The organism is Vibrio crassostreae 9ZC13, assembly GCF_000272045.2.
In the GTDB taxonomy this organism is placed as follows: Bacteria; Pseudomonadota; Gammaproteobacteria; order Enterobacterales; family Vibrionaceae; genus Vibrio; species Vibrio crassostreae_C.
This window is the reverse complement of record NZ_AJYZ02000037.1, coordinates 55316-72509: the sequence shown is the minus strand read 5'-3', so window position 1 is coordinate 72509 and position 17194 is coordinate 55316. Positions and strand designations below refer to the sequence as shown.

The window sequence follows — 17194 nt, the reverse complement described above, 5'->3', positions numbered from 1 at the left end:
TTGGGGTAGATCGCTGATCAAAATAGATAAAGCGAAAGATCAACCTATGATCTTCGATTGTGTGTCGTGGTAATTAAGTGTGTTATTATTAATCAATAACAGGCTTGCATAAGAACAGACTGTACCCGATTAAATAATTGAAAGCTTTAGTGAATGGAACAACAATTTTTATTAGAAGGCCACCGAGCAGTCAATAGGTTGCTTCGGAAGCTTGCCCTTGGGATGGATCGCAAGGACTTAAACCGCAAGATCATAGAGCTCACAGAGCAGCTTTTTGGTCAGCGTATGGCTTCAATTTTACTGCTCAACGCTGAGTCTCAGACTTTGCACCTCGAATATGCTCCGAATTTGCCTGATTTCTATAATCAACAGATAGAGGGCGTTGGTATCGGTGTTGGAATTGGTTCGTGTGGTGAGGCTGCTGCGCTTAAAAAAGCAGTGATGGTCTCAGACATCAATACCCACCCTAACTGGGCACCTTTCTTGGCGTTAACAAACCAGGCTAACCTGCATGCCTGTTGGTCGGTCCCCATTATCTCGTCGCGCGGTAATGTGTTGGGTACCTTCGCTATTTATAGTCAGTACATCTCTGAACCACATGAATTTGAGCTCGAGATCTTAGAACTACTGGCTTCCCTGTATTCGGTAGCACTAGAAAAGTTCGAGTTGGAGAATCAGCTTAACTTTTTCGCCAATCGAGATTCTCTAACCCATTGCTTGAATCGTCGTGCACTGTTCAATGAAGCTGAAAAAGTGTTGGCTAAGCGATGTTTTTCAGAAAAGGTGATGGCGTGTCTGTTTGTGGATGTCGATAAGTTCAAATCAATAAATGATACCTATGGCCATAGTTTCGGTGACGATGTGTTGCTGGCGGTTGCCGAAGTTCTTGATGAGGCAACCACAGCATGTGCCAAGATAGGGCGTTATGGTGGTGATGAGTTTGTGGTGTTCTCATGTTTTGATGATCAAGAAAGCGTTGTTAGCTTCTACCACAGCTTAGAGAAAGCACTGCAACAAGCGCTTTATATCAATGATGTGCAATTCTCGGTGAGTGTCGGGCTTTCTTGTGACAAAGATCCTCAAGGATTAGACCAGTTGATCGCACAAGCTGATAAGAACATGTATCAAATCAAGCAAGCCAAGTCTCAGCAGTAGTAGATTGTAAAAATAGTAGTAAATTAGGAAATGCTAATGAGTGAAAATATCTGCCCTAAATGCCAGTCTGAGCTAGCTTGGGATGGCAAGTATCACTGTGAAAGTTGTCAGGCTCACTTTACTAAAGTTGGGTTTTGTCCTGAGTGCAGCAGCCAACTTGAGAAGCTTCAAGCCTGTGGTGCGGCGAGCTATTTTTGCAACGGTGATTGCAACGAGTTGAAATCTAAGTCGAGAGTAAAATTCGAATTTAAACCAGCGGAATAGCCTTAAACTCATGGTTTGAACGACCATCGGTGATGTTATACCAGAGACTCAATACTAAAGTGTTGGGTCTTTTTTGTATCTGAAGAACAGGAATGTGTCATCTTGGTTCATTCTCACCGTCACTGCACCAGTATGAAACATAGTTACATGATTGCTATGCACTCTATTGGTGTGAGTTTCTTTTAAATTCTATTAATACAATTACTTATAAATAATTTCGTTGGTTTATAAGTTTGGCACTCTTCTTGTAACTCTGTAATTGAATAACAAAAATACAATTATGGAGTAATATCATGAACAAGGTGTTCAATTTATCGCTAGCTGCACTGTGTACAACACTTTCATTTTCTTCTGCAACAGTGTTTGCTGCTGATGAGACCATCAAGGTCGGTGTTCTACACTCACTCTCTGGCACCATGGCGATCAGTGAGACAACGCTAAAAGATACCGTGCTAATGCTCATCGAAGAGCAGAACAAAAAGGGCGGTTTGCTTGGTAAGAAGCTAGAGCCTGTCGTGGTTGACCCTGCGTCAAACTGGCCGCTATTTGCTGAGAAAGCGCGTGAGCTTATCGAAAAAGAGAAAGTGGATGTGGTGTTCGGTGGTTGGACATCGGTATCACGTAAATCCATGCTGCCAGTTTTTGAAGAGCTAAACAGCATCCTTTTCTACCCAGTACAGTATGAAGGCGAAGAGTCCTCTAAAAACGTTTTCTACACCGGTGCTGCGCCAAACCAACAAGCGATTCCTGCCGTTGATTACTTAATGGATGAACTTGAAGTGGAACGTTGGGTGCTTGCAGGTACCGATTACGTTTATCCACGTACCACCAATAAGATCTTAGAGGCCTACCTAAAAAGTAAAGGTGTCGCAGAAGAAGACATCATGATCAACTACACACCGTTTGGTCATTCTGATTGGCAATCTATTGTTTCAGATATCAAGAAGTTTGGTGAAGCTGGTAAGAAAACCGCCGTTGTATCTACTGTGAATGGCGATGCAAACGTACCTTTCTATAAAGAGCTTGGTGCTCAAGGTGTTTCATCTGAAGACATTCCAGTGATTGCATTCTCGGTTGGCGAAGAAGAGCTATCGGGCATGGATACTGAACCTCTAGTGGGTCACTTAGCGGCATGGAACTATTTCATGAGCGTCGATACCGAAGTCAATGAAGAGTTCGTTGAAACATGGCAGTCATTCATTAAGAGTGACAAACGTGTAACGAATGACCCGATGGAAGCACACTATATTGGTTTCAATATGTGGGCTCAAGCTGTGACTAATGCGGGCACAACCGATGCTGAAGCGGTGCAAGATGCATTGATTGGTGTGTCTGTTCCAAACCTATCTGGTGGCTACTCAACCATGCTACCAAACCACCACATAACTAAACCTGTATTGATTGGTGAGATTCAAGATGATGGCCAGTTTGACATCGTTTGGGAAACCACAGGCCTTGTTGCAGGTGATGCTTGGTCTAACTACTTACCTGAATCAGCAAAACTATTCTCTAGTTGGTCTAAGCCATTCTCATGTGGTGCGTTCAACGTTGAAACTAAAAAGTGTTCTGGTGGTAACTAGAGTTATTCGCTCTTAGCTGATAACTAGTTACTGGTTATCAGCTTTCGTTACTGGGTGTTACCTATTACCGGTAACTACTAGCTATGAATATTGAGCCTTCTCTTTAGGGAAGAGTGCTTCTGCATGGAGGCGCAACGAAAGAGAAGGCTCAAATTAGTTTCAAGTCACAACAACTATCCAAACATCCACCAAGTAAAAAATAACAATATCTAACTTGTTGGTTAAGGAAGCAGGGATGAAGAACGTATTAAACGTATTTAAGGCGCTGTTGCTCATGGCTATCAGTGCTCAGTTGGCTTTTGCTGGAATAACGGATGAAGCTAGCTTTACCAAGGCGCTAGTTGGTAAAAAAACATCGGATAAAGAGCTAGCCATCGATTGGATCATTGAGACACAAACGGAAGACGTGTCGAAGGCTATTTTATATGGATGGTTAAACGGCAATCTCTATTACTTCAATGATAAAAAAAACGAACATTATAAACAGCTCTATCTCATTCAAAACACCAAAACAGCCACTTCAGCTCAGTCTGTATGGGATGAATCAACTCTCAATATCGACAATGCTAAGCTGTTTAAAAAGGTGCGCGTAAACAACAAACTTCGCGGGATCTTACGGGGTGAAATTGCCTCTATTGGATTAAATAGCAGTAACCCAGATGTGCGTTATCAAGCGGTTCTCGATCTACTGGGAACTAAGGATGCCACTATCATCGATCGTTTATCCGAACTTAGAGAAAATGAGACCGATGGTAAAGTCGCTGAACTAATGGATTTGTCATTAGCTATTTTTACCTCGCTTGATAACAGTGCAACAACTGAAGCTCGAGTAACATCGATTGAACGAGTGGGCGACTTTAAGCATTCAGTCGTTCTAAAAACACTGAACCAACTACTTAACGGTGAGCAAGAACCAAGCATTACCGCTGCAGCAGAACGTGCGATGGATAGCTATCAACAAAGCCAAGCACTCTATTCGGGTGTAGAAACCGTATTCTTCGGTTTGAGCTTAGGCTCGGTATTGGTACTGGCAGGCATTGGCTTAGCGATTACCTTTGGTGTGATGGGCGTTATCAACATGGCTCATGGCGAGCTGATCATGATTGGCGCTTACACCACCTACGTATTGCAGTTGTTGATGCCGAATCATATTGGCCTAGCGCTGATACTTTCCATTCCAGCGGCATTCATTGTTTCTGGCTTAGTGGGCATTGCGATTGAGCGAAGTGTGATTCGTCATCTTTATGGTCGCCCATTGGAAACCTTACTCGCGACCTTTGGTATTAGCTTAATCTTGCAGCAGGCTGTTCGCTCGATTTTCTCTCCTTTGAACCGCTCAGTGAGCACGCCTGAATGGATGTCTGGCGCACTTCAATTGAACCCAATGTTGTCCCTGACTTACAACCGACTTTATATCATTCTCTTCTGTGGTTTGGTATTTATGGGCTTATTAATGGTTCTGAAAAAGACACCACTAGGTTTGCAGGTTCGTGCGGTTTCTCAAAACCGTGGCATGGCTCGTGCGATGGGTATTCGTTCAGAGCGAGTTGATGCGATGACCTTCGGTTTAGGCTCTGGCGTTGCGGGTGTTGCAGGCGTGGCACTGTCTCAACTGACCAACGTTGGCCCTAATATGGGACAGGCGTACATCATCGACTCATTCATGGTGGTGGTATTCGGCGGTGTTGGCAACCTATGGGGCACGCTAGTCGCAGGCTTAAGCCTTGGTCTGTTCAATAAAATTTTAGAACCATGGGCTGGTGCGGTTCTCGCCAAGATTCTGGTACTGGTTTTCATCATTCTATTTATTCAAAAACGCCCACGCGGACTCTTCCCGCAACGTGGTCGTGCGGCTGAAGGTTAAGGACAACATCATGCAGTCAAAATCATTTGTACTTTCGGCAATGCGTGGTGACAAAGGTGGCCAACTGACCATCCTTGCCATTCTAGCGGCCGTTATTCTTATCCCACTGGCTAACACCATGTTACCAAGTGGGCACCCGCTCCATGTAGAGACTTTTACTATCTCGCTGATGGGCAAATATCTGAGCTACGCAATGTTGGCGTTGGCGCTCGATCTGGTGTGGGGCTATCTCGGAATCTTGAGCCTTGGCCACGGTGCTTTCTTTGCGCTTGGTGGTTATGCGATGGGCATGTACTTGATGCGTCAGATTGGTGACCGTGGGGTTTATGGTGATCCAGTCCTACCTGACTTTATGGTGTTCCTTGATTGGTCTGCGTTGCCGTGGTTCTGGCAGGGTTTTGATCAGTTCTGGTTCGCCTGCTTGATGGTGGTGCTAGTGCCGGGCGCGTTGGCTTACTTGTTTGGTTATCTGGCTTTTCGCTCTCGTGTGTCAGGGGTTTACCTTTCTATCATGACTCAGGCATTAACTTACGCATTGATGCTGGCATTTTTCCGCAACGAAATGGGCTTTGGTGGCAACAACGGACTGACGGATTTCAAAGACATCATCGGTCTGAGTTTGCAGAGTGATGCGGTCAAGATAGGTCTGTTTGTCGCGACTGGTATTGCGCTTATTCTCAGCTACATAGCTTGTCGCATGGTGGTGACCAGTCGATTAGGTCGTGTGGCATTAGCGATTCGTGATACGGAATCACGCACTCGCTTTATGGGCTATGACGTCGATGGCATCAAGCTGTGGGTCTTCGTTCTTTCTGCGATTATCGCCGGTATTGCCGGGGCTTTATATGTCCCTCAAGTGGGTATTATCAATCCGGGAGAATTTGCTCCTCTTAACTCGATTGAGATTGTGGTTTGGGTAGCCTTAGGCGGTCGTGCCACTCTGTTTGGTGCCATTGTCGGTGCATTGATCATCAACTACGCCAAGAGTTGGTTTACGGTTGAGTTCCCGGAGGTGTGGCTGTTTGCTCTGGGTGGACTATTCGTACTCTCAACCATGTACTTCCCACAAGGTGTGATTGGCTTTGTCAGTGAAAAGTGGCAGCAGCTGCGCAAGGCATCAAATGGGAAAAACCAAGATAAAGATAAGGATGATCAGCACAAGGCCAAGGAGGTGATCGCATGACCACATTTAATAGCGTAAAGGAATCGGTTCAGGCGTTCACTCGTCGAGACGAAGTCTTTGATTACCTCAAACCCGATATTCATCCTGCCATCGATACTCGACATAACGTGCTGTTGTATGTCGAAGGCGTCAACAAAAGCTTCGATGGTTTCCAAGCGATAAACGACCTCAACCTCTACATCAAAGAGGGAGAGCTACGCTGTATCATAGGTCCTAATGGCGCAGGTAAAACCACCATGATGGACATTATCACAGGTAAAACTAAGCCAGACACCGGCGAGGTGTGGTTGGGTTCGAACATCAACTTATTGAAGATGAACGAAGCCGAAATCGCCAATGCAGGCGTTGGGCGTAAATTCCAAAAACCGACCGTGATTGAGTGTTTAACTGTGTGGCAGAACCTTGAATTAGCCATGGCCGGTGACCGCTCAGTGTGGGCGACGTTCACCGCTGTGATGTCTGGTGAACAGAAAGACAAATTGACCTCGGTACTTGAGCTGATTCATTTAAAAGACGAAGCGGCGAATTTGGCAGGTAACCTGTCTCACGGACAAAAGCAGTGGTTAGAGATCGGCATGCTATTGATGCAAAACCCTAAGCTGTTGCTGGTGGATGAACCCGTGGCAGGTATGACTCACCAAGAAATGGATCGCACCTCTGAGTTACTTAACTCACTGGCAGGTAAGCACTCGGTTGTGGTCGTTGAACATGATATGGATTTCGTTCGTTCTATCGCCAGCCATGTCACCGTGCTTCATCAAGGTCATGTGTTGGCTGAAGGCACCATGGATCAAGTGCAGGCTCACCCTGAAGTTAAACAAGTTTATCTCGGAGAATAGGATGCTAGAGGTTAAATCAGTTAATCAATATTACGGTGAGAGCCACACGCTGTGGGATTTGGATATGCAGATCCCAGAAGGTAAATGCACGGTGCTAATGGGGCGAAATGGTGTCGGTAAAACCACCTTACTGCAATGCATTATGGGGTTGGTGAAGGTTGAAAGCGGTGACATCTCCTTATCGGGTGAGTCACTTTTGAAAACCGATGCCGAGGACCGTCCACGCCAAGGGATCGGCTATGTACCGCAAGGTCGCCAGATCTTCCCAATGCTCACTGTTCAAGAAAATCTAGAGGTCGGTTTACCGATTCGTAAAAAGGGTGACCGCAAGATCCCTGAATTCATCTTCGATATTTTCCCAGTGTTAAAAGAGATGCTACATCGTCGCGGTGGTGATTTATCGGGTGGCCAGCAGCAACAGCTAGCGATTGGGCGTGCGCTGGTGGTTAATCCAAAGCTATTGATCTTGGATGAGCCGACGGAGGGTATTCAACCCAATATTGTGCAAGAGATTGGCGACATCATTCGCATGCTCAACGAGAAAATGGGGCTCACGGTTCTGTTGGTTGAACAGAAGCTGCCGTTTGCAAGAAAGGTCGGTGACCGTTTTTGCATTATCGACCGTGGACGCCAAGTGGCAGAAGGTGAAATGACAGGGCTCGATGAGTCCTTGATAAAGGAGTACCTAACCGTATGAATTCTCTCTTTTCTCCGAATGAAGTAAGCAAGGCTTCTTTAGTAGAAGCTTTATCTTTGAATGAGACCATCGAACAAGATATTCGTGATGGTTGGCAAGCGAGTTTAAACCTCACTTTTGTCGACCGCAGTGATAAAACCGTATTAAAGAATCGTCAGCAGTCTGGTCCGCTTGCGGTGCAACGCCCCCTGTATCCTGATGGGGAAACGTGTCACACCTATTTACTCCATCCCCCCGGCGGAGTGGTAGGTGGTGACACTCTCAATATTGAAGCGACCATCGAAAGCGGTGCGCATGCGTTGATCACCACACCCGGTGCGACCAAGTTTTATCGCTCAAACAACAAGTACGCCAAGCAGAAGCAGACCCTACGAGTGAAGAAAGATGCACGCTTGGAATGGATGCCGCAAGAGAACATCTTTTTCCCCAATGCACACGTTCGTTTAGATACTGAAATTCGCCTAGAAAAGGGTGCACAGTTTTGGGGTTGGGAGATGCACTGTTTTGGACGCCCTGCACAGAATGAGGGATTCGAGCATGGTCATCTCGTTGGGAAAACAGAAATCTATCTTGATAATCAAAGGCTTCTGACTGAAGGCTTTAATTTTCATGGTGGAGATAAGTTAATGATAAATATGGGGTTACTTGATTATTCAATGATGGGAACCTTTTATATCACCTCAAATGAGAAGCAAGATCTAGAGTTGGTACAGAGCTTGCTCATATCTATTACACAGCAAGCTTCACAGCAATCAGTTACATCAAAAACGTCGAGTGAACCCACATTAATATTGGGTGCTACTCAGATAGAAGGATTGATTGTGGTGCGAGCCTTGGGTAATTGGAGTGAAGATATTCTCCAAGCCTTTGGTCAGATTTGGCAAGCAACTCGCTCTCATTTATGTGGTACGACTCCTGATTTACCAAGGATTTGGGCGACTTAGCGATTAGCCCTTTTTGTACCTAGGGTGACTTCCGACCCTAGGTACATTTTTTCAAGCTTGCTGTGATTGAATCCCACTTACTGCTCATGCGTTTTTGAGCAATAAGAAAACAACACTAACAGCGGGCGGCTAAATGGAATTAACACCAAGAGAAAAAGATAAGCTACTTATCTTCTGCGCAGGAATGCTGGCACAGCAGCGCAAACAAAAAGGCTTAAAGCTCAACTACCCAGAATCTATCGCACTGATCAGCAGTGCCATTCTCGAAGGTGCCCGCGAGGGTAAAACCGTTTCAGAATTAATGGATTTTGGACGCACACTTCTTACTGTCGATGACGTTATGGAGGGGATCCCTTCCATGATCCCTGATGTACAAGTCGAAGCCACTTTTCCTGATGGCACCAAGCTGGTGACCGTTCATGAACCTATCGTGTAGGGAGAAGTAATATGGCTGGTTCCACAAAACAATACTCAGGATTCGTTCCCGGAAAAGTAGAAACCGCACCGGGTGACATCACTCTCAATGAAGGCCGAGACACAACGTCCGTTAAGGTGCAAAACATTGGCGATCGTCCTGTCCAAATTGGCTCTCATTACCACTTCTATGAAGCAAACCCTTCGCTGATCTTTAACCGAGAAGTCACTAAAGGCTTTCGACTCAATATTCCTGCGGGTACTGCAACCCGCTTTGAGCCGGGTCAGTCGCGCAGCGTCGAGTTAGTGCGTTACGCCGGTAACTTAGAGATCTATGGCTTCCAAGGAAAGGTGATGGGCAAGCTCTAAGCGCTCCCACGGAATAATGAAAATAACAAAGGATTGAACATGGCGACGATATCCAGACAGGCTTATGCCGAAATGTTTGGGCCAACAGTCGGTGACCGAGTGCGTCTTGCTGACACTGATTTATGGCTAGAAGTTGAAAAAGATTACACCGTATACGGCGACGAAGTGAAGTTCGGCGGAGGTAAAGTGATTCGCGATGGGCAAGGACAAAGCCAACGTCCAAGTGCCGAAACGCCAGACTTGGTGATCACCAACGCGATTGTGTTGGACTACTGGGGCATCGTAAAAGCCGATGTCGCCATCAAAGATGGTCGAGTTCAGGCATTGGGTAAAGCGGGCAACCCAGATGTTCAGCCGGGCGTTGATATTGTGATTGGTCCGGGTACGGAAATTTTGGCCGGCGAAGGTTCGATTCTCACTGCGGGTGGCATCGACTCTCACATCCACTTTATCTGTCCGCAACAGATTGAAGAAGCTTTGGCGTCGGGTGTGACGACCATGATAGGCGGTGGCACGGGGCCAAACACAGGGACTAACGCAACCACATGTACACCGGGTCCGTGGAACATGCATCGTATGTTGGAATCACTCGATCAATTCCCAATGAACTTTGGTTTGTTAGGAAAGGGCAATGCGAGCCAGCCTGAAGCACTGCGTGAGCAAGTAGCAGCGGGTGCTGTTGGCTTGAAGTTGCACGAAGACTGGGGAACAACACCCGCGTCAATTGATACTTGCTTAAGTGTTGCCGATGAGATGGACGTACAAGTTGCGATTCATACCGACACTCTGAATGAATCTGGTTTTGTTGAATCGACACTTGGCGCAATCGGCGACCGCGTGATTCATACCTATCACACCGAAGGTGCGGGCGGTGGTCATGCTCCCGATATTATTCGTGCTGCAGGTGAGCCGAACGTTTTGCCTTCCTCAACCAATCCAACACGCCCTTACACCATCAATACCGTCGATGAGCACTTAGACATGTTGATGGTGTGTCATCACCTTTCACCATCAATTGCAGAAGATGTCGCGTTTGCAGAGTCACGTATCCGCCGTGAAACCATTGCCGCAGAAGACATTCTTCATGACTTAGGTGCCTTTTCGATGATCGCTTCGGACTCACAAGCAATGGGACGTGTAGGCGAGGTGATCACTCGAACTTGGCAAACTGCGCACAAGATGAAAGTTCAGCGCGGCAGCCTAAAAGAAGATTCAGACTACAGCGATAACTTCCGATTAAGACGCTATGTCGCTAAGTACACCATCAACCCAGCGATCACTCATGGTATGTCTCATGAAATCGGTTCTATCGAAGCAGGGAAATTAGCAGACTTAGTGTTGTGGAAGCCCGCTTTCTTTGGTGTGAAACCTAGTGTGATTTTGAAAGGCGGCATGATCGCCATGGCGCCGATGGGTGACCCAAATGCTTCAATCCCAACACCTCAGCCAGTCCATTACCGTTCAATGTTTGGTAGCTACGGCAAGGCATGTCAAAACACATCAATGTTGTTTGTTTCTAAGGAAGCCAAGGCGCAGAACATTGATAAGCAATTGGGTTTGCAGAGCTTGATTGGTGTTGTGAGCAACTGCCGAAATATCAGCAAAGCCGACATGAAGCTCAACGATTGGATGCCAAAAATTGAGGTCGACTCTCAGACGTATCAAGTACGCGCCGATGGTGAATTGCTAACTTGTGAGCCTGCTGAAGAACTACCAATGGCACAACGGTATTTTCTATTTTAAGAGCTCGGCTGAAGGCTTTTATTTTAGCGCTGAGCTGAAGGCTCTTGTTCTAGCTCTTAGCTAAGGGCTTTTAGGCTGAAGGCTCCTAATTTAAACGTTATAAATCTCACAAGGAGATTGAGGTAATAGCATGATTGAACTGACTCAACTGAATACTCAAATACAAAATGCACCGGACGGCTACTTAAGCCTGCCGATCGATAGCCGCATTAAGAGCCGTCTTAAGGTGATGCTCGATGACGGGCGCAATGCCGGACTGTTTCTACCACGAGGTCATATCTTGCGTGGTGGCGAACAACTCTCAAGTAAATGCGGTTTAGTCGTAGAAGTGAAAGCGGCACCAGAAACCGTTTCGACTGTTTACTGTGAAGACTTGCTCCTGTTAACGCGAGTGGCGTATCACCTTGGTAACCGTCATGTTCCGCTGCAAGTGGAAGCGGGTTGGGTTCGTTATCAACACGACCATGTTTTAGATGAAATGGTTGAAGGCTTAGGCGCGAAAGTGACCACTGAGAAACAACCGTTTGAACCAGAAGGCGGTGCTTATGGCGGTCGCTCTGGTGGACATCATCACCATCATTAATCGAGTCATTTGAGACCCACCCATTTATAGATACAACCACGATATTAATAATTATAAACGCAAGGAACTCGCGATGAACTTTAAAACAGCTGCTGGCTTATGTACTTTCACAATAGCTTCTCTAACAACATCAACATTGGCTTTCGCTCACCCAGGACATGGAGCGCACTCAGTTCATGAGTCTCACTCATTTATGTCTGGCTTAACTCACCCTGTGACAGGTATGGATCACCTGATCATGTTGATCGCTTTTGGTCTGTTAATTGGCGCACTTTTATTCTCCACCAAGACAAAAGCCGCTCTGATTGGCGGCGGATTGGTGTCTTTGGTGGTAGGGCTTATCGCAGGCCAAGCCCTAGGCTTCTCTGTGATTGTTGAACCTGCAATCATCGCTTCTCTATTCGTTGTCAGCTTATGTTTATGGCACGTGTTCTCACCATCGACTAAGCGAGTGAACAGTGTATTAGCGGCTTCGATTGGTATGTTGTTTTTCCATGGTTACGCACACGGCGTTGAAGCCGCGAGCAACCTGACTCAGTTCGCAACAGGCATGAGTATCAGTGCTTTGGCTCTGATGGTTATCGGTACTTTTGTTGGTCGCGCGGTTTACTCTAAATGGTTGTCAGTCGGCGTGGCTTCAGCAAGCGCACTATTGCTGTTAGGCGCGTAGGCTCTCGAACTTATTTGATTCTGGAAGACTGAGGGCACGATTATGACCACAGCAGAAAATGTAGCCGTCTATCGTCTGTTTCAATTGATCAGTCCATCGTTGCCGATTGGTGGGTTCACTTATTCGCAAGGCTTAGAGTTAGCGGTTGAAGCGGGGTGGGTGACCGATCGCAACAGCATGGAACAGTGGCTTAATACCATCGTCAGTTCCAGTGTCGCAACTTTGGAATTACCTATCTTAGAGCGTCTTTATCACGCGCTAGAAAAGGGTGAAATCGATGAGATTGAGCATTGGTGTAACTACTTATACTCAAGCCGTGAAACCAGTGAATTGCGAGCGGAAGAAAAGCAGCGTGGGCATGCATTGAACACCTTGTTGAAGCGCTTGGATATCGATATTTCGCTGGTGGATTCTGTTGATAGTCATCCAAACCAATTGTTGGGCATGTGTATGGCGGCTCAGCATTGGGGTATTGATTTAGAGAGCCTCAAGCAGGGTTATTTATGGAGTTGGCTTGAAAACATCGTTACCGCAGGGGTCAAGTTAGTGCCTTTAGGTCAAACCGATGGTCAGTTGGCATTGATTAATATCACCAACACCTTTCCTGAGGTGATCGAAAAGGCCCGCACGATAGAAGATTGGATGATAGGCAGCTTTTCGCCTTCGATGGCATTAGCGAGTTCATTGCACGAAACACAATACACACGACTATTTCGTTCGTAGCGGTTAGCGCGAACGATGTAGCAAAAAGAATATAAGGAAGTAGACAATGGAAAGTTATAAGCAACCACTTCGAATTGGTATTGGCGGCCCGGTAGGGTCTGGTAAAACAGCGCTATTAGAAGTGCTTTGTAAAGCGATTCGCGACAAGCTCAATATCGCAGTGGTAACCAACGACATCTACACTCAAGAAGATGCCAAGATACTTACGCGAGCAGAGGCTCTAGAACCAGATCGTATTATTGGTGTTGAAACGGGTGGCTGTCCGCACACGGCGATCCGTGAAGATGCGTCGATGAACTTAGCTGCGGTAGAAGAGCTTGCCAAGCTGCATAAGAACCTCGATGTGGTATTCGTCGAAAGTGGCGGTGATAACTTGAGTGCGACGTTCAGCCCTGAATTAGCCGACCTTACTATCTACGTGATTGATGTAGCGGAGGGGGAGAAGATCCCACGTAAAGGTGGCCCGGGTATTACACGATCCGATCTGTTAGTCATCAACAAGATCGATTTAGCACCGTATGTTGGTGCGTCACTTGAGGTGATGGAGCAAGACACTCAACGCATGCGACCAACTAAGCCATACGTGTTCACCAACCTAAAAGAGAGCCAAGGTTTAGATTTCATCATCAACTTTATTGTGACGGAAGGGATGCTGACCATGAAGGAGCCTTCTACGACGGAGTCGTGAGTAAGGTTTGAATCAGGTTGTTTTCTTTTACAGCCAGTAGATATACAAAAGCCCTGTCGATTATCGATAGGGCTTTCTGGTTTTAAATGATTTTCAACGTTCTAGTCGAACCTAAAGCTCACTCTTAGCGACTCTTGTTGTCACTTGCGATTCAATCACACCGTCTTCAACTTGAGTGGTGATCACTTCACCGACTTCGACATCGTTAATCGATGATACCGTCTTGCTCGATTCTGAATGAGTAATGCTGTAGCCACGCTTTAGGGTTGCCAGTGGACTAACGGTCTCTAACTTCTCTGCAGCCATAGCGAGCTGGTGGCGAGTGGTTAGTAATGTCTTGTCCATTGCATCCAATAGCTTTTGCTCTGAACGTTGCAGATGCAGTTTCTGTTCGCCAAGGCGTTTGACTGGCGAGTTCAATTGAAGCTGGTGCTGTTTACGTTCAACACGCTGTGCATGCTGTTTTAGGTATTGAGTCATACCACGACGCAAACGCATATCTAGGTCATCAAGCTGCTGACTCTGCTTTTGAAGTTGGTAGCTAGGGTGTTGCTTCTCTAAGCGGTATTTCAACGTTTGAGTTGATTGCGCCTGTTTGATTAACACATGACGAATCGCACTGACTAAGCGAGCACGTTTAGACGCGAAAGCTTGTTCTTTATGACTGTTATCACGGCTAACCAATTCTGCGGCAGCTGATGGCGTTGGGGCACGCATATCGGCAACGAAATCAGCGATAGTGACATCCACTTCGTGGCCAACGGCGCTGATAATCGGGATTTGGCTTGCTGCGATTGTGCGAGCTACGATCTCGTTATTGAAGCACCATAGGTCTTCCAGTGAGCCGCCACCACGGCCGACGATTAACACATCACATTCATTGCGTTCGTTAGCGCGTCCAATCGCTTGGGCAATCTGAATCGCCGCCTCTTCGCCTTGAACCATGGTCGGGTAAACCACAACCGGTAGCGAAGGATCGCGCCTTTTTAGTACATCAAGAATATCAAACAGCGCTGCACCGGTTTTAGATGTGATAACGCCAACACGTTTTGGGTGTTCAGGAAGAGCTTGCTTACTTGATTGAGCAAACAGTCCTTCTGCGGCAAGGTTCATCTTCAGCTTTTCAAATTCTTGCTGAAGTTTACCGTCACCCTCTGGCTGCATGCTTTCGATGATCAGTTGGTAGTCACCGCGTGGCTCGTAAAGAGATAGGCGAGCTTTGACTAAAACTTGATTGCCGTTCTGAGGCTTAAAGGTCACACGGCGGTTATTGCCACGAAACATGGCGCATTTAACTTGAGCGCGAGAGTCTTTTAGCGTGAGGTACCAGTGACCAGAGACAGGTGCAGAGAAGTTTGAGATTTCACCAACGAGCCAGACTATTCCCATTTCGTTTTCTAATAGGAGACGAACCTCTGAGTTGAGGCGAGAAACAGTAAAGATGTTTGGATTAGTCATAGAAGCACTATCTTTCCTTGAAGGAAGGTCTTTCTTGGAATCTCACAGGGCGTGAGTATGGAAGATAGCGGCAATATAATACATAGCAAGGGGGTAAATGCAAATTAAAAATACAAAAATGTGTAGCCAAGCGATTTCGCCGTGCGTATAATCCGTCTGCAATATCAAATCCAAATCACTTTATTATGCGAAACGATAAAGTTGGGTTTACTCCTTTTAACACCTTTGTTGTGAGATATTGCAAATGCTACGAATCGCAAAAGAAGCTTTAACTTTTGATGACGTTTTACTCGTCCCAGCACACTCAACCGTTCTTCCGAACACAGCTGATCTTCGCACTCAGTTAACGAAAAACATTTCTTTAAACATCCCAATGATCTCTGCATCGATGGATACTGTTACGGAAGCACGCCTAGCAATTGCCCTTGCGCAAGAAGGTGGTATTGGCTTTATTCATAAGAATATGTCAATCGAGCAGCAAGCTGAAATGGTTCGCCAGGTTAAAATTTACGAAGCTGGTGTGGTTTCTCACCCAGTAACTGTAAGCCCTGACGCGACAATCGCTGATGTTGTAGCCCTTACTCAAAAACACGGCTTCGCCGGTTTCCCTGTTGTTACTGAAACAAACGAATTGGTTGGTATCATTACTGGCCGTGACGTTCGCTTTGTTACTGACCTTTCTAAGAAAGTTGATGTAGTAATGACGCCTAAAGCTCGCCTTGCTTCTGTTAAAGAAGGTGCAACTCGTGAAGAAGTTCAAGAGAAAATGCACGAAGCGCGTGTTGAAAAAGTTCTTGTTGTAAATGATGACTTCCAACTGACTGGAATGATCACTGCAAAAGATTTCCACAAAGCAGAACGTAAACCAAACGCATGTAAAGATGAGCGCGGCAGCCTACGTGTAGGTGCAGCTGTTGGTGCTGGTGCTGGTAACGAAGAGCGTGTTGCTGCTCTAGTTGAAGCTGGCGTAGACGTTCTACTTATCGACTCTTCACACGGTCACTCTGAAGGCGTACTTAACCGTATCCGCGAAACTCGCGCTGCATACCCTGATCTACAAATCATCGGTGGTAACGTAGCAACTGGCGCTGGCGCTCGTGCTCTTATCGAAGCGGGTGTTAGTGCGGTTAAAGTAGGTATCGGCCCGGGTTCAATCTGTACGACTCGTATCGTTACTGGTGTTGGTGTTCCTCAAGTAACAGCAATCGCAGACGCAGCTGAAGTAGCTAACGAATACGGTATTCCAGTAATCGCAGATGGCGGTATCCGCTTCTCTGGCGATATCTGTAAAGCTATCGTTGCTGGCGCATCTTGTGTGATGGTTGGTTCAATGTTCGCGGGTACTGAAGAAGCACCGGGTGAAGTTATTCTTTACAACGGTCGTTCTTACAAGTCTTACCGTGGTATGGGTTCTCTTGGCGCTATGTCTCAAGGTTCTTCTGACCGTTACTTCCAATCTGACAACGCTGCAGACAAGCTTGTTCCAGAAGGTATTGAAGGTCGTATCGCATACAAAGGTCGTCTAAAAGAGATCGTTCACCAACAGATGGGCGGTCTACGCTCAAGCATGGGCCTAACGGGTTCTGCAACTGTTGAAGATATGCGTACTAAAGCTGAGTTTGTTCGTATCTCTGGTGCGGGCATGAAAGAATCTCACGTACACGATGTTCAAATCACGAAAGAAGCACCTAACTACCGTTTAGGTTAATAATACGTCCAAACGTTTGAATAATGTGCTGATTTAGTCGGCACATTAATATACCAATCGTAGTAAATAACTGGTCATCCTAGCTTGTTAAAAACCTCGATAACTTCGTTAGAATTTTTGATTGTAGAATAACTACTTATCAGAAAACCCTGCCTCGTTCTCAGGCTTTTTTCCTACGCTATTCCTGAACACTTACTTACTGTGATTGGTATTATATCTACCGCCTGTTTTGTTAAAAGTCCGATTGTCTCAAAACACGTGGTTAAAGATATCTAACGAAAACGTTTGCTTTATTTCTTGAAGAGTTAATCA

At 46.2% G+C, this 17194-nt stretch carries 17 protein-coding genes; 16 read left to right on the top strand and 1 reads right to left on the bottom strand.

The window, feature by feature from the left end:
* The first annotated feature begins 153 nt into the window (after positions 1–153).
* The 15 genes from A136_RS11115 to ureG all read left to right on the top strand — a co-directional run bounded on the left by A136_RS11115 (position 154) and on the right by ureG (position 13716).
* Complete coding sequence (locus A136_RS11115) at positions 154–1155, top strand: GGDEF domain-containing protein (protein ID WP_029235084.1); 1002 nt, start codon at positions 154–156, stop codon at positions 1153–1155.
* 36 nt (positions 1156–1191) lie between these two features.
* Positions 1192–1419 carry a zinc ribbon domain-containing protein gene (locus tag A136_RS11110; protein WP_017062829.1) on the top strand — a complete coding sequence of 76 codons (228 nt, stop codon included), beginning with the start codon at positions 1192–1194 and terminating at the stop codon, positions 1417–1419.
* 293 nt (positions 1420–1712) lie between these two features.
* Complete coding sequence (gene urtA, locus A136_RS11105) at positions 1713–2999, top strand: urea ABC transporter substrate-binding protein (protein ID WP_017062828.1); 1287 nt, start codon at positions 1713–1715, stop codon at positions 2997–2999.
* A 235-nt stretch (positions 3000–3234) separates the two neighbouring features.
* Entirely contained in the window at positions 3235–4863 is a 1629-nt protein-coding gene (urtB, locus tag A136_RS11100) for an urea ABC transporter permease subunit UrtB (protein ID WP_017062827.1), read from the top strand.
* Positions 4864–4873: 10 nt separating this feature from the next.
* Positions 4874–6046, top strand: a complete 1173-nt coding sequence (urtC, locus tag A136_RS11095) for an urea ABC transporter permease subunit UrtC (RefSeq protein WP_017062826.1) — start codon at positions 4874–4876, stop codon at positions 6044–6046.
* Entirely contained in the window at positions 6043–6885 is an 843-nt protein-coding gene (gene urtD / locus A136_RS11090; protein ID WP_017062506.1) for an urea ABC transporter ATP-binding protein UrtD, read from the top strand. The genes urtC and urtD overlap by 4 nt, the downstream gene beginning before the upstream one ends.
* 1 nt (position 6886) lies before the next feature.
* A complete protein-coding gene (urtE, locus tag A136_RS11085; protein ID WP_017062505.1) occupies positions 6887–7582 on the top strand; it encodes an urea ABC transporter ATP-binding subunit UrtE in 696 nt (231 codons plus the stop codon).
* Positions 7579–8526 carry an urease accessory protein UreD gene (locus tag A136_RS11080; protein WP_017062825.1) on the top strand — a complete coding sequence of 316 codons (948 nt, stop codon included), beginning with the start codon at positions 7579–7581 and terminating at the stop codon, positions 8524–8526. The genes urtE and A136_RS11080 overlap by 4 nt, the downstream gene beginning before the upstream one ends.
* Before the next feature lie 133 nt (positions 8527–8659).
* Complete coding sequence (gene ureA, locus A136_RS11075; RefSeq protein WP_004735119.1) at positions 8660–8962, top strand: urease subunit gamma; 303 nt, start codon at positions 8660–8662, stop codon at positions 8960–8962.
* An 11-nt stretch (positions 8963–8973) separates the two neighbouring features.
* Positions 8974–9309: an urease subunit beta gene (locus A136_RS11070; protein WP_017062824.1), complete on the top strand. Its 336-nt coding sequence runs from the start codon at positions 8974–8976 to the stop codon at positions 9307–9309.
* Between the two features lie 39 nt (positions 9310–9348).
* Positions 9349–11052, top strand: a complete 1704-nt coding sequence (ureC, locus tag A136_RS11065) for an urease subunit alpha (protein WP_010440581.1) — start codon at positions 9349–9351, stop codon at positions 11050–11052.
* Between the two features lie 130 nt (positions 11053–11182).
* The gene (gene ureE, locus A136_RS11060; RefSeq protein WP_017062501.1) at positions 11183–11635 is read left to right on the top strand and encodes an urease accessory protein UreE; all 453 of its coding nucleotides are present in this window, start codon (positions 11183–11185) and stop codon (positions 11633–11635) included.
* Between the two features lie 73 nt (positions 11636–11708).
* Positions 11709–12305 carry a HupE/UreJ family protein gene (locus A136_RS11055; protein ID WP_017062823.1) on the top strand — a complete coding sequence of 199 codons (597 nt, stop codon included), beginning with the start codon at positions 11709–11711 and terminating at the stop codon, positions 12303–12305.
* A gap of 42 nt (positions 12306–12347) precedes the next feature.
* Positions 12348–13028, top strand: coding sequence for an urease accessory protein UreF (locus A136_RS11050; protein WP_017062822.1), 681 nt, complete (start codon positions 12348–12350; stop codon positions 13026–13028).
* Between the two features lie 46 nt (positions 13029–13074).
* Positions 13075–13716, top strand: coding sequence for an urease accessory protein UreG (ureG, locus tag A136_RS11045; RefSeq protein WP_004735125.1), 642 nt, complete (start codon positions 13075–13077; stop codon positions 13714–13716).
* A 111-nt stretch (positions 13717–13827) separates the two neighbouring features.
* Here the strand turns inward: ureG and xseA are convergent, their stop codons facing one another.
* Positions 13828–15174: an exodeoxyribonuclease VII large subunit gene (gene xseA / locus A136_RS11040; RefSeq protein WP_017062821.1), complete on the bottom strand. Its 1347-nt coding sequence runs from the start codon at positions 15172–15174 to the stop codon at positions 13828–13830.
* Positions 15175–15418: 244 nt separating this feature from the next.
* Between xseA and guaB the strand changes: the two genes are divergently transcribed.
* The gene (guaB, locus tag A136_RS11035; protein ID WP_017062496.1) at positions 15419–16882 is read left to right on the top strand and encodes an IMP dehydrogenase; all 1464 of its coding nucleotides are present in this window, start codon (positions 15419–15421) and stop codon (positions 16880–16882) included.
* The last annotated feature ends 312 nt before the right edge of the window (positions 16883–17194 follow it).